The organism is Ensifer sp. EB106-03-01-XG145 (assembly GCF_058792075.1).
In genome coordinates, this window is the sequence record NZ_JBYTEC010000027.1 from 1 (window position 1) to 12,421 (window position 12,421).

The following is a 12,421-nucleotide window of genomic DNA, read 5'->3' on the forward strand; positions in this document are numbered from 1 at the left end:
GCCCTCCCTTCGTCACACCCCCGCCGCCGAGTCTCATCCTGATTGACGCTGAATCTCACCGTGATTGCCGCCGCGCAGCCATCCGCCGAACGACCTCAGATTCGAGCTGCTGCTTATGTTCGGATGTCGACCGAGCATCAGAAGTATTCGACTGACAACCAGATCACCGTGATCAGGCGATACGCTGAGAGGCACAGTTTCGAAATTGTCCGCACCTACGCAGACGAAGGCAAAAGTGGACTACGGCTCGTAGGGCGAGATGCTCTCCAAAGCCTGCTCTCCGATGTGGAAGGGGCGCAGGCTGACTATAAAGCCGTGCTCGTCTACGACGTGAGCCGCTGGGGACGATTCCAGGACCCCGACGAAGCCGCCGAAATTGAACTTCGCTGCAAGCGCCAAGGAATTCTTGTTCACTACTGCGCGGAGCAATTCGAGAACGACGGCAGCATGGGTTCGTCAATCATCAAAACCGTTAAGCGGGCGATGGCTGGCGAATACAGTCGTGAACTCTCTGTCAAAGTGTTCAACGGTCAGGCCAACCTCATCCGCTTAGGCTTTAGGCAGGGTGGCGCTCCAGGCTTCGGCCTGCGCCGCCAGCTCATCGACCAGGAGGGCAACCCCAAGGGCGAACTTTCGCGTGGCGAACACAAGAGTATCGCCACTGATAGGGTCATTCTCGTTCCAGGGCCGGAGCGCGAGGTTCTCGTCGTGAGAAGGATTTATGATCTCTTTGTTGTTCAAGGCCGGGTCGAAGCCGAAATCGCGGAAGCCCTGAATGCCGAGGGCACCCTAACAGACTTGGATCGCCCCTGGTCCCGGGGGGCCGTCCATCAGGTGCTAATCAACGAGAAATACGTCGGAAACAACGTTTGGGGCCGCACCTCGTTTAAGCTCAAGCAAGCCCACGTAAAGAATCCGGAGTCGGAATGGGTCCGCGCCGACGGTGCTTTCGAAGGTATTGTACCCCATGAGCTATTCCAAAGAGCCCGAACCATCATAGCTGCCCGGGCAGAGCGTTTGTCAGATGACGCGATGCTGCAGAAGCTGGCCGAGGTGTTGGAAAAACAGGGCTACTTGTCTGGCTTGATAATTGATGAGGCGGATGACTGCCCGTCGAGCAGCTCCTACTCGCATCGGTTTGGTAGCTTGCTGCGGGCATATGCTTTGGTCGGCTTCGCTCCGGATCGCGACTACCATTATCTGGAGGTCAACCGGGCACTGCGCCGAATGTACCCCAAGCTCCTCGAAGAGATAATCCAAGGCCTCCAGGCGGTGGGCGGCACCGTGTTGCAGAATTCGGAGACCGACCTGCTCACAATAAATGAGGAGTTTACCGCATCTCTCGTTATCGTCCGGTGCCTTCAAACTTCGGCGGGAGCGCTTCGTTGGAAGGTTCGGCTGGACACGGCCCTTAAGCCCGATCTCACGGTGGTGCTTCGGATGGGGCCCGGAAATTCTGAACCATACGATTACTACCTTTTGCCACTGCTCGACATGCGCGAAGCGGTTCTGCGGCTCTGCGAATTCAATGGCCTTTCTCTCGATGCATACCGTTGTGAATCCCTTTCACGTTTCTACGCGATGGCGGCTCGAAGGTCGCTCATGGAGGTGGCGTAATGGCTGCTATTCCTGCCCAAAAGGTCGAGATGATCCCGATAAATAGAATTACGGTGCTCAACCCCCGTATTCGAAACAAGAAGCACTTCAAGGAAATCATCGCGAACATCGAGCAAATCGGGCTCAAACGTCCGATTACCGTTACGCGCCGCATGGAGGCCGGAGGGCCATTCTATGACCTCGTGTGTGGCCAAGGGCGGCTCGAAGCATTCAAGGCTTTGGGACAGCACGAGGTCCCCGCACTCGTCGTCAACGCGAATGAGGAGGACTGCCTGGTTGCCAGCCTGGTCGAGAACTGTGCCCGTAGGCAACACAGGGCAATCGATCTGCTTCACGATATTGGCGGGATGAAGGAGCGCGGCTACAGCGTCCCGGAAATTGCCCGGATGATCGGATTATCTGCGGAATACATCCATGCTGTAATCCGGTTGCTGGAGAAGGGCGAGGAACGATTACTGAGGTCGGTCGAATCCGGTCAGATTCCATTCAGCGTTGCTTTGGAGATAGCCGAAGCCGAGGACCACGAGATTCAAGCTGCCCTGCAAACCGCATACGAAAAGAAGCTTCTCCGTGGCAAGAAGCTGTTGATCGCGAAGCGTATTGTTGAGGTGCGGCGACAGCAGGGAAAAGGATTGAAGTACACTACCAAGCCCAAGTCGCGGCCTCTGTCGTCGGAGGTCTTGCTAAAAGCATTTCAAGAAGACGCCGACCGAAAACGTATGTTGATACGCCGTGCCGAAACCGCAAAAGCTCGCCTGACCTTCATAACGGAGGCCATGCGTCAGCTTCTGGCCGACAATCAGTTCACCGCCATTCTCGCGGAAGAAGGGTTCACATCAGTGCCCGACGCCGTGGCAAAAAGACTTCAGAGATAGGTGTGTTCAAAATGGTCCAGTTTTCATTTGAGAGCACAAGTCTCCGAATACCGATTGCTGAGATTCTTCCGCTGAAGCAACTCACCGCGTCCGTGCTTAAGTCAGTCAAATATATGCAAATAGCGGCTTCCATAGCGGAAGTCGGCATAATCGAGCCCCCGGTTGTTATCCGCGACCGACGGCAACCCGACCTTTTTCACTTACTTGATGGCCATATTCGACTCGACGTGCTCGCCAAGAGGAACGAGACCGAGGTTGTCTGTCTGGTTGCGACGGAAGACGAGGCATACACTTACAATCGCCGGATCAGCCGGTTGGCGACGATCCAGGAACACAAGATGATCCTCAACGCGATTGAGAAGGGGGTGCCGGAGGAGCGTCTGGCGCGTGCGCTAAACCTCAATGTTTCCAGCATTCGCCACAAGAAGAGTTTGTTGGACGGGATTTGTCCGGAAGCTATTGAGATGCTGAAGGACAAACACGTTCCGATCAATACCATCGGTCAGTTGAAAAAGATGAAGTCGATGCGCCAAATCGAGGCCGCTCAGCTGATGATTGCAATGAATAAGTTCACGATAACCTATGCTCAGTCCTTGGTCGCCGCGACGCCGGACGTCTTGCTCGTGCGACCGAAGAAGAAGATCGGTGGACTGAGCGAAAGCCAAATTGCCATGATGGAGCATGAGGCCGCGACCCTCGACCGCGAATTCAAGACCATCGAACAGGACTACGGCGCGGATCACCTTGATCTCGTCCTGGTTACTGGCCATCTCACCCGCCTACTTGGTAACGCACGGGTGGTGCGCTATTTGGCGCAGTTCTTCCCAGATATCCTTTCCGAGTTTCAAAAGATCGCTGACCTTCGCAAGGCGGCGTAGATCGGCTGTGAGTTGCAATGAACGCAGGGTGACCGAATACTATCTTGCGTTCGCCGCCAACTCGCGGCGCGATCAATCACCCGCCCGTCGGGTGCATGCGTAGGACTTCTTGATGCAAGCAATCGTCGGCGTGGAGCAATTGGCTTGCCCGTCTGCGATGACGCATATGGAACAGCCGTCGCTGAATTCCATGCAATCAGGATGGTCGCCGATATAGTCGGCCATACTCCGCTCAGTAGAAGCGCGCTCGTTAGCGAGAGGAGCAGTCAAGGGGGTCGAAGTAAGTGCGAGCCCGGTCAAGATGGCGGAGATTCGCCTGGTTGTTGAGAGCGGCATGATCATGTTGGTTCGAACTTTCGCGAGGTGCGAAGTCTGCTCGCCCAGCATAATAGCCGTAGGCAGCATTGGTTAAGTAAATAGTGCGAAACCGGCCCGAGCGCATCGGCTCGGTGTCACGCAGACGTAGGTCTCCATGTTGATTGATGGACCGTGCGCATGGTTCGCTCGACCCTGCGTCATTCTAGTGGTGGGTTACCCAGCCGGGTTTATCTCTCAGCATTATGGTGCCCCTCATGTTGGTTTCCCCTCAAAGTCGAGGACCCGAGGATAATGCAATGGACTCGGTCAATCATCAAGACGCCATGTCTCCGAGAACCGCCCGATTGCCCGTCAGCGCTTAACTGCTTGATACGGATTCATGCCGGATAACAGACGCTGCCGCATACCTTCGAGTTCTGCAAGGGTCTTCGCGGGGTCGGCACGAACACCAGGCCCGATTTCAATCCCCTCCCGATACGCCGTGCGGTAGTCACCTTCGTCACGCCACTCGATCTTTTCGTCCGGTATGAAATCGAACGTGCTGCCAACATACATCGGTGCAGGGGTCACACAAACGTACTCGCCATATTGATCGACGACCGAGTGCAGGACGTATTGTCCGTCCTGTGGCCACCAGCCGGTAACCTGCCGCAAGCGCTTGTCCGGATCGTTGTCCTGCATGAGGCGAGCGTTCGCGTGGCACTCTCTTGGCGGCATTCGCATATATGCCAAGTCTTCGTCGGAATGGCGGGTGACCTTAACGACGGGAAGCTGGCTGATCTCAGCGACAGTTCGCGCCTCCCACTCCGTTGCAGGGAAAGACCATTTGTCCAACTCCGCCAGGAACGACGTTCTCGCTTCTGCCAACTTACGCTTTGCCTCGCCCACGCCGTCCCCCAACTCGTTGAAATGGTGATCAAGCGGTTGATGTAAGAGCGTCAGGCTACACTCGCAATCAGCGCCGCCGCCTGCCAGACATATTGGAATGAGCATTTCGGTTATGGATTTTGGCATGATGTCCGATACCACGATGCACTCAGCACTGCGGATAACTCACTCAAAACGTGTTGGCAGGCTGAACTACTGCACGTGAATATGCTAAAAAATACTTCCGTCCAGCACATCGAGCATTGCCATTGCCTATCACCATACCGGCAGCTTTCGAGACCCTTCATTCTTGGCTTACGCCTTCTACGACGGAGTCCACTTCGGCCGCATCCCATCGCGCCAGTATCAAGGCTTGCCTTGAAAACAGCTTCGGGATGACGAATTTCTTTCGTTCAGGGTCCTTTGGGCACGGAACCAGTATTAGCGGCTATAGCGACGTAGACTATATGGCCGTCCTGCCACGGTCGAAGTTGTCCAGCAATTCGTCCACTACGCTTCAAAAGGTCCGCGACGCCCTCGCCTATCGTTTCCCCCGCACCGCTGTCAGCATCCGTAGCCCTGCCGTTGTCGTGCCCTTTGGCAACAAAATCAGCGAGCACCATGAAATCACCCCTGCCGACTATATGGGGAAGACGAACGGCTCCAGCGTTTACGAGATTCCTAACCGCTACGGCGAATGGATGACAACTAGCCCTCACGCTCACGGAGAATGGATAAACTCCATCAATCTACGCAATCCTGGCACAAAGGCACTCATCCGTTTTATTAAGCTCTGGAACTATAAGCGTGAGGCTGGCATCCGGTCATTTTACCTTGAAATGCGGGTCGCGCAGTACGCTGCGAGTGAGAGTTACATTTCCTACCCCGTGGACGTGTGGCGGGCCCTGAATTTCCTGCGCAACAAGGAACTTGCTGCCATGAAAGACCCAACAGGACTTTGTGGCACTTTCTATCCTTGTTCCGACGCCATGAAATCGCAAGCCCTGTCGAAGCTCGATACGGCCATTGCACGGGCGGAGCGGGCCTACAAAAATGATCAGGCGGGTAATGTGTTCAACGCTTTTGAAGACTATGGCCTGCTCTTCAATGGCTATTTTCCAAGCTGGGGTTATTAAGTGAACAAGCAGCTCATCATCGAGGAAGCACAGAGACTGGATGAAGACCTGCTGTGGTCCATGACCGCCTGCTTCCAAATCGCGACATGGTGGCGTCTGCTTCATTGGATCATTGGCGTTCCAAGTGTGTTGGCGGCAGCCGTAACGGGTATAAAGGCGGTGAAAGCGGGTGACCCCCAGACGCTGGCTTATTTTGCCATCGCATCCGCAATCCTCAGCGCCCTTGCCACATTCGTAAATCCCAGCCGCTCTGCACGTGAGTTTCATAATGCTGGCGTCCGTTGCAGTGCTCTAAAAGGTAAGATTAGGCGCTTCTGGCAAATTGATTGCACCACGGACGACGCCAGCCTAAGAAAGACACTTGAAAAGCTCGCAGATGAGAAGTCCCATTTGATGGAAACAATGCCCCATACAGGCGGGCTAGCTTACTGGTTGGCCAGAAGAAGCATAGGGAAAGGCCATAACAAGCACGAGGTTGATAGCAGAGTACCGCAGTAAATCTTCAAACCTCGTCATCCTTATTGCTGCACGTTGCCCGCGCATGATTCGCGCTTAAAGACCTTTTACGTTTGAGGAGGCAATACTGCCGGATGCTAGCACTCTTAGCAGGAAGGCTGATGGAGGACGGCGAGGCGGTTTTCCTACTTGCATTCCGAGAAAAGCCGGACGGTCTTGCCGCCACCAGCACCCGAACGTAGCAAAGGACCGTCATGAAACCTATCGTCCTTATCGCCGCTATGGATGCAACCCGCGCAATTGGACGCGGCAACGATATTCCGTGGCACATCCCTGGTGAGCAGAAGCGGTTCAAGGAACTTGCGATGGGCAAGCCCCTGATCATGGGGCGTATGACATATGCGTCACTACCCCGTCCGCTTCCAGGGAGGCATTGTATTGTGCTCTCCCGCTCGGCCACAAATGATATCCCTAAAATACATTCTGCTGCGTCCGTCGAGGAGGCGCTTTCGCTGGCATCAGGCTTGCCAGGTTCAGAGATTATCATCGGCGGCGGCCAACAGGTTTATGAGCTTTTCCTTCCGCTCGCAGATCGAATTCATCTGACGGTACTCCATGCGACATTTGGTGGTGACCGCCATTTCCCTCCAATACCTGACGATGAATTTGCGATTTCCGAGTCAGAGCAGGTTGATGGTCCTGTTTCTTACAAATGCCTTACGTTCGTACGCCGCGCTGGATTTCAGCACTCGCCGTGCTAGCGTGGAAGCGTGCGTGACTGGCAATGAAGGTGGGCACTACCGGGTAGCGCAGGGCGAACTTCCCCCGTCGGCCTTTATGGTAGGACGCGCGTGCGATCCAATTCGTAAGAATAAAATCAACTTCAACGTTATCAATGGCCTCTTTTTTCTTCATGGTTGCTGTATGATCCCGCTGTCTTGGCTCGTAGGGGGCGACATGGGACGTTTTGCTTCAGCATTGCTTGTTTTCGCTGCGGTTTTTGTGGGCTGCGCGACCGGCGGGACAGCGTCGGCCAGCATGGCGTTGAGCGAATGCAAGGACGTCTCCGACTTGGCCACCGTAGAATTCGATGACACCCTGATTGTCACCTTGTTTTCGGACCGGGATCAGCGTGTTTGCCGGTTTAGCGTGGCATTGCCGCCGAACCTTTCATCGTCCGCTGACCCTGGCTTGGCGGCGACCTATGACGCCATCGGCGTCCTGGGGACCATTCGTAGCGAGTTCAAGGCGGGGACGCCGGAGCAAGCGGACGCACTTCGCTTGAAGTTCGCCCCGGTACTCTCTGGCGCACTCGTTCGACCTTTGACGGAAGGCAATCTTCGCACCGAGAAAGCAGGACTTTTGATCGAAGCGATACAGACGGCGGAAGGCCGAAATCTGATCGAGCGTTGCGTATCTGAAGCTTTGCCAAGGCGGCAGCCCTTTGCCGACGAGCAACGTCTCATCTCGTGTGGCGCAATCGGGGATAGAGGTTTCGGCATCCAAGCTCGGTTCGAAGACTTGTCCTTCTCCCTTCTTTTCCCGGCTTACTGAAATGCCTGATTGGCGGAGGTATCTCAGATCATCTTGGGAATGGCTGAAGGAGGGCATTCCAGGTGATATCCGGTCCATAGTCGTTAGTTCCGTAGTCGCAGCCGTAATCACCATGGTAACGACCGCTTGGATCGGTCCGGAACCACTCCATTTCTCCGCGTTCGCGAACGCTCAGGGGTATACGCAGCCGCTGGAGCCACTGAACAATGCCGTTTCGAAGTCGGGCGAAACTGTCGAATTCGAATTCCAGCCGCCGGAGCTTCGAAAGGCATATGTTTGCGAGTTCGCGCAGGTGGAGGCGACAACGCATCGCCAGCTGATGCTCAGCTATTTGAGCCGATATCCGACATGTTTTGCGGTTTCGCAGATGTCTCAGGAAAAGTATCGCGTTTTCACGACAGGATCGACGGTCGACATTCGGAAGGTGAACGGCAATTTCCTCTGCAAATGCCCCGCGCCCTGATTTGAAGTCTCCCCCAAGTGCTCACGGAGCGCTGAACAGGGATTAACACACTCCTTTTTGCTCTCTATCCGTTCTCACTATGAAGAACACGCTCCTGCACATCATACGAATATCCCGCTGATCCGCCGCCTCGCGAGAGGCTGTGATTAACCGCGTGTATTCGAGTTGGGTAGATGAGTATCCAGTCGTCGCCCTCTGGCAAGACGTCACGTACGTCGCAAGCCATTCTCTCCCAGCCCAGATTTAGTCGATGCGTAGGCCGCTTCATTGCCAGGGACCAACTGGCGCGTGATGTCGCAAACCAAGGGAGCGCAATCAAACGCTCAACCAGCCATCAAATTCCGCAAGCGCTAACAATGAAGGCCAGCGCGCGAGTCGAAACCGCAAGCTTTCGCACCAGAACGGCGTCGCTGCCGAGCTTCGTTATTCTTGGCCGGGATGAACGGTATCGCAACATTTGCGCCTAGCAACCGCAACGCGGATCAAACCAACGAAACGTTACCAGCTGCCTGGTGGTCAGGGCAAAATAGGCAAGGAATATTGGTGTCCACGAGAGGATTCGAACCTCCGACCCCAGGATTCATACCACTTCGGCTTTCGCCGCCGTCCAAAGACGTTCGTGGTCTGGACTGTCCCTTCACCATGAGCCTTTCGGCTTTTAGGTGCTGCCCATCCAGTCTCTACACCTTCACCAGATTTCTCTGGAGCTTGGCTCGGGATTGGCATCCTGGAAGACCAGTGCAGCGTTCCCCGACTTTGAGCAGATCGATTACAGAGTTTCCAGCTGTAACCCCCAATTTTTCCTTCAGGAATCCTGTGCTCTATCCTGCTGAGCTACGTGGACACTCTCGCATCACTGCGAACAAGGTCTCCTAACCGATATCCTAGGCTACATCAACCTCTTCCGGAGGAAGGTCGGTAACATGCAGCCTCGACGCAGCTTAAAGTCAACATTTTCGTGTTGGTTTAGCTTGGGTGCCGGTGTGACGTGGCAAAATTTCCTGTATCGCTCGGTAAGATTGCATCACATCGATTCGAGGCAACATGCTGGACGACGAAAACCGCCGCCTGATTATGAATCGACTTGGCGGGGCGGTGGATGACCTTGTAGCGGACTTGTACTCAGACACCGCAGGCGGCGTCAGTGTGGTGCAGGAAGCCGAGATCACGTCGCGCTTGTGCCAGCGCCTGGAAGACAAGCTGGATAACTCGCAGGCAGGAGACTACGTTTTTCGAGTCATAGCCCAGTCATTGCCGGATCGCGGCCCCAACTCGATGGAAAAGCTTTTCGGCGCGGACCTTTTCTTGTCGATCTCGCTCGATGGGGCTAATGGCTTTGACAAAGGCATTTTCATCCAGGCGAAGTATGACCGCAACATCAACCGCACCGAGCTGAAAGATGCTTGCCGCCGTATGGAGGCAATAGCGGAACGGCAGGGCGTTTACGTCTGGGTGTATGAACCTGATGGCGTCAAAGTGCTGTCATCGCACCAGGTGGGTCAGATGAAGCAAAACTCTCTCACCGGAATCCAGCCACGGACAATGACCGGTTTCACAGGGCGCATCTTGGATTGTTATGCGGGCAGTCGAGCCTGGGGGATTCCGTCTACTGGAGACCGGCGCAAATTGGTCGCTAAGCGCCTACTTGAAGCGAGAGCGAGCAATCTCCTGGACATCAAACTGAAAAAAGATCGAGGCTAACGACAGAAACGCCCGGTCGCCCGACGGATAAACACCATGCTTGTCGATATTTTTGCTCGCCGATACGAAGGAATTCAGCTTCGTGCAGCGTTTGAGGAGCGGGACAGTCGCTTGCTTGTCCAATCGTTCCGTATCCTGGCAGAGGACCTGTCGCCTTATGACATTGATGGTAAAGAGAACCCTGCATCTGTCAGTTTCTGGACGACGCTTGAAAGCAGCCTGTCACGCGAACTTGGCGTGAAAGAGCTTTCCCAACACCGGTCGTCTTACACCATCAACGGGCGATTTCAGACGTTCAAAGATACCCTGCTCAAGGTCTGCGAAAAGTGGCTGACCCAGGCCCCTGCTGGTTCAGCAGATACTTACATAAAAGAGCGCTTGAGCCTCATCGAACTCGGCTTCCGCGCCAAGGAAACCGAAATTGCAGCAATGAATGCGAGGGATATATCAGAAGGCGAGAAGCTACTTGCCTCGCTCACCCGCCCCGGACTGAGAGTACCTGGAAATCCAGAGGACGGTGCCCGCGCTCGACGCGCTATGCGAACAAAAGCATTTCAGATCGCTGTAGACGAACTGAACACTCGCTTCCGCCAAGCCAAATATCCTTTGAATTACCACAACGGCTTCATTCAGATAGTGACCGACGATCTGGTGCAGATCGAGGTTGAGACCCCCTTCTGGTTTCTCCTGGCACCCCCCCAATGGCAAAACGTTGATATTGACATGAAAGAGGCGCTCGACCTCCGCGACAGTGATGGCAGGGACCCTGCTTTTTATGCGGCGCGAGCGTTGGAAAGCACCATCAAAATCATCTCCGACACCAAAGGATGGACGCACGGAAAAGAAAAGGGGGCCCATAATTTTATTGATAACCTCGGGTCTAAGACAAATGCGTTCATAACGCCCTGGGAAAGCGCCTCGATCAAAGACTTCTTCACCCACGTCCGAAATCCATTCGGGCATGGGGCCGGTAGCTCAACCATGCCGTCGCTGACAAGGCCACAAACAGAATGGGCAATCGAGTTCAGTATGAGCTGGATAAAGAACCTGATCCGGCGCATGTAGATGATCCAAGGACGATCCAGCGGTTTTAATAAATTGCCACGCCAGACATTCTGAGATCACTGGGTGGCGCGTGTCGTGTTCGGTATGGCTGGGCACGTTAGATGGCGTTTCCTTAGAGGCTGGCGTAGGGGGTGTCGCAGACTAGTTCCGCAAAAAGAATAGCTGCCGCTGCGTATCCGATTCCGTGCTGGGGCTAAAAGGTTGTCCAATTGCATCAAACTTGAGCTGGCTCAGCATGCTCATCATCAGTTCATCCTCGATCCGAGGGACAGCAAAAATTCCAGCTTCTTTTCCACTAGGAAGCAGGTCGCCCATCAGCTTCGTCAACACGCCTTTCTCGCGGTGGTCGGGTAACAGATGCACCCAATTAAGTTGATAGCGGTAAGCGCTTGGCGCTTCGGAAGCTCCGGCTTCCTTAAATACATGCTTCCGGTATGCCATCGTCGTTTTATTAAGCGCTGACGTGCCGACAACACCTCCCCCAAACATTGCGAAACCCAGCCGAAATGCCCCCTTCAGCGTTGTTCTAAAATCAGACGCTAAGTCAACGTCGGCACCAACGACAGCGCCGAAACCGTCAAGCTCTTCTTCCGTGCATCTTGAAGGAGGCTTACAAAAGGAAGAATACTGCTTGAGTAATTCACGGCGATGAATGAATTCTATCACCCGTTTTAGGGCCCGTTCAAAATCTTCGGCAGTGAGGTCCTCCGAAATATTAGCGTTCGCTGAGGCATTTATTTTTCCACCTCTTGCGATGATTTTCACCAGATCAGCGCGCTCGCTGATCGACTTGAACATGTCATTCAAGAGCTTTTTATAATCCTTCTCTCTTACTGGATCATCCCGCTTATCCTGGCGGAATAGCTCTCGCATACGGCCACTAATCTTTCCGGTTCGCTCATCGATGCGCTTAGTAAGGCCCAAAATAGACTTGATGTCGCTTTCGGTGTCGTCGAGCTGTGAGCTAGCCCAGCCGAGCTGATCGCCCATACTTCTTATGGTGCTATCGAGTGAATGTTCGAGATTCGTAAGATCGTCGGTGATCCGATCCGCAGCCGCTTCAAATCGCTGGGAAAAAACCCTGGCCTCTGTATCGAGGAAGATACGGAGCAACTCGTGTGGATGGATCGGCCTATTTCGTGTGCCGTCTCTTTTGCAGTAGATTCCTTTTTGAGTGCAGTGCGGCTTCGTCCGGCTTGCTGGAATGTCGATCCTAAGGATGGGCTTATCACCAAGGTTCTCGATAAAGATGTCAATGGAAACGGGAGGGATGCAGCTGATCGCTTTGTTCGTGATTTGTAAGATCGTATGATCGGACACGTCGCATCCCCGGATAACACCGACTTGTGCTCCGTCTCGCTCTCCTTCGGTGACACCCACAAGGATTTGCCCACCGTCCGAATTAGCGAACGAAACCAAGTCGTCGGCGCTGATCCCATCGGGTATTTTCTTGAAGTCTACAGTAGCGCTTTCTCCGGCTTCGAGCATAGA

The 12,421-nt window shown here is 54.3% G+C and carries 11 protein-coding genes; 9 read left to right on the forward strand and 2 right to left on the reverse strand.

Features of this window, described 5'->3' with window-relative positions:
• Positions 1-48: 48 nt before the first annotated feature.
• The 3 genes from AC3WWH_RS30955 to AC3WWH_RS30965 are packed head-to-tail and all read left to right on the forward strand — an operon-like array spanning position 49 to position 3,370.
• Positions 49-1,617 carry a recombinase family protein gene (locus AC3WWH_RS30955; protein ID WP_492377470.1) on the forward strand — a complete coding sequence of 523 codons (1,569 nt, stop codon included), beginning with the start codon at positions 49-51 and terminating at the stop codon, positions 1,615-1,617.
• Positions 1,617-2,492, forward strand: a complete 876-nt coding sequence (locus tag AC3WWH_RS30960; RefSeq protein WP_492377452.1) for a plasmid partitioning protein RepB C-terminal domain-containing protein — start codon at positions 1,617-1,619, stop codon at positions 2,490-2,492. Before AC3WWH_RS30955 ends, AC3WWH_RS30960 begins: the two co-directional genes overlap by 1 nt.
• An 11-nt stretch (positions 2,493-2,503) precedes the next feature.
• Positions 2,504-3,370 (forward strand): plasmid partitioning protein RepB C-terminal domain-containing protein, encoded by an 867-nt coding sequence (locus tag AC3WWH_RS30965; protein ID WP_492377453.1) that lies wholly within the window; start codon positions 2,504-2,506, stop codon positions 3,368-3,370.
• A gap of 669 nt (positions 3,371-4,039) precedes the next feature.
• Here AC3WWH_RS30965 and AC3WWH_RS30970 read toward each other — a convergent pair.
• Positions 4,040-4,717 carry a hypothetical protein gene (locus tag AC3WWH_RS30970; protein WP_492377454.1) on the reverse strand — a complete coding sequence of 226 codons (678 nt, stop codon included), beginning with the start codon at positions 4,715-4,717 and terminating at the stop codon, positions 4,040-4,042.
• Between the two features lie 107 nt (positions 4,718-4,824).
• Between AC3WWH_RS30970 and AC3WWH_RS30975 the strand changes: the two genes are divergently transcribed.
• The 6 genes from AC3WWH_RS30975 (at position 4,825) to AC3WWH_RS31000 (ending at position 10,930) form a co-directional block, all read left to right on the forward strand.
• Entirely contained in the window at positions 4,825-5,691 is an 867-nt protein-coding gene (locus AC3WWH_RS30975; RefSeq protein WP_492377455.1) for an SMODS domain-containing nucleotidyltransferase, read from the forward strand.
• Positions 5,692-6,189: an SLATT domain-containing protein gene (locus AC3WWH_RS30980; RefSeq protein ID WP_492377456.1), complete on the forward strand. Its 498-nt coding sequence runs from the start codon at positions 5,692-5,694 to the stop codon at positions 6,187-6,189.
• A 212-nt stretch (positions 6,190-6,401) separates the two neighbouring features.
• Entirely contained in the window at positions 6,402-6,908 is a 507-nt protein-coding gene (locus AC3WWH_RS30985) for a dihydrofolate reductase (protein WP_492377457.1), read from the forward strand.
• A gap of 13 nt (positions 6,909-6,921) precedes the next feature.
• Complete coding sequence (locus AC3WWH_RS30990; RefSeq protein WP_492377458.1) at positions 6,922-7,701, forward strand: hypothetical protein; 780 nt, start codon at positions 6,922-6,924, stop codon at positions 7,699-7,701.
• 1,507 nt (positions 7,702-9,208) lie between these two features.
• Positions 9,209-9,865 carry a hypothetical protein gene (locus tag AC3WWH_RS30995; RefSeq protein WP_492377459.1) on the forward strand — a complete coding sequence of 219 codons (657 nt, stop codon included), beginning with the start codon at positions 9,209-9,211 and terminating at the stop codon, positions 9,863-9,865.
• A 36-nt stretch (positions 9,866-9,901) separates the two neighbouring features.
• The gene (locus AC3WWH_RS31000; RefSeq protein WP_492377460.1) at positions 9,902-10,930 is read left to right on the forward strand and encodes an AbiJ-NTD4 domain-containing protein; all 1,029 of its coding nucleotides are present in this window, start codon (positions 9,902-9,904) and stop codon (positions 10,928-10,930) included.
• Between the two features lie 141 nt (positions 10,931-11,071).
• On the opposite strand, the gene AC3WWH_RS31005 is transcribed toward AC3WWH_RS31000, so the two are convergent.
• Complete coding sequence (locus AC3WWH_RS31005) at positions 11,072-12,418, reverse strand: AlbA family DNA-binding domain-containing protein (RefSeq protein ID WP_492377461.1); 1,347 nt, start codon at positions 12,416-12,418, stop codon at positions 11,072-11,074.
• Positions 12,419-12,421: the final 3 nt, after the last annotated feature.

Bases quoted from the DNA above. Each gene is read 5' to 3' on its own strand.
- AC3WWH_RS30960 (WP_492377452.1), top strand. From the start codon at position 1,617: ATGGCTGCTATTCCTGCCCAAAAGGTCGAGATGATCCCGATAAATAGA.
- AC3WWH_RS30965 (WP_492377453.1), top strand. From the start codon at position 2,504: ATGGTCCAGTTTTCATTTGAGAGCACAAGTCTCCGAATACCGATTGCT.
- AC3WWH_RS30985 (WP_492377457.1), top strand. From the start codon at position 6,402: ATGAAACCTATCGTCCTTATCGCCGCTATGGATGCAACCCGCGCAATT.
- AC3WWH_RS30995 (WP_492377459.1), top strand. From the start codon at position 9,209: ATGCTGGACGACGAAAACCGCCGCCTGATTATGAATCGACTTGGCGGG.
- AC3WWH_RS31000 (WP_492377460.1), top strand. From the start codon at position 9,902: ATGCTTGTCGATATTTTTGCTCGCCGATACGAAGGAATTCAGCTTCGT.
- AC3WWH_RS31005 (WP_492377461.1), bottom strand. From the start codon at position 12,418: ATGCTCGAAGCCGGAGAAAGCGCTACTGTAGACTTCAAGAAAATACCC.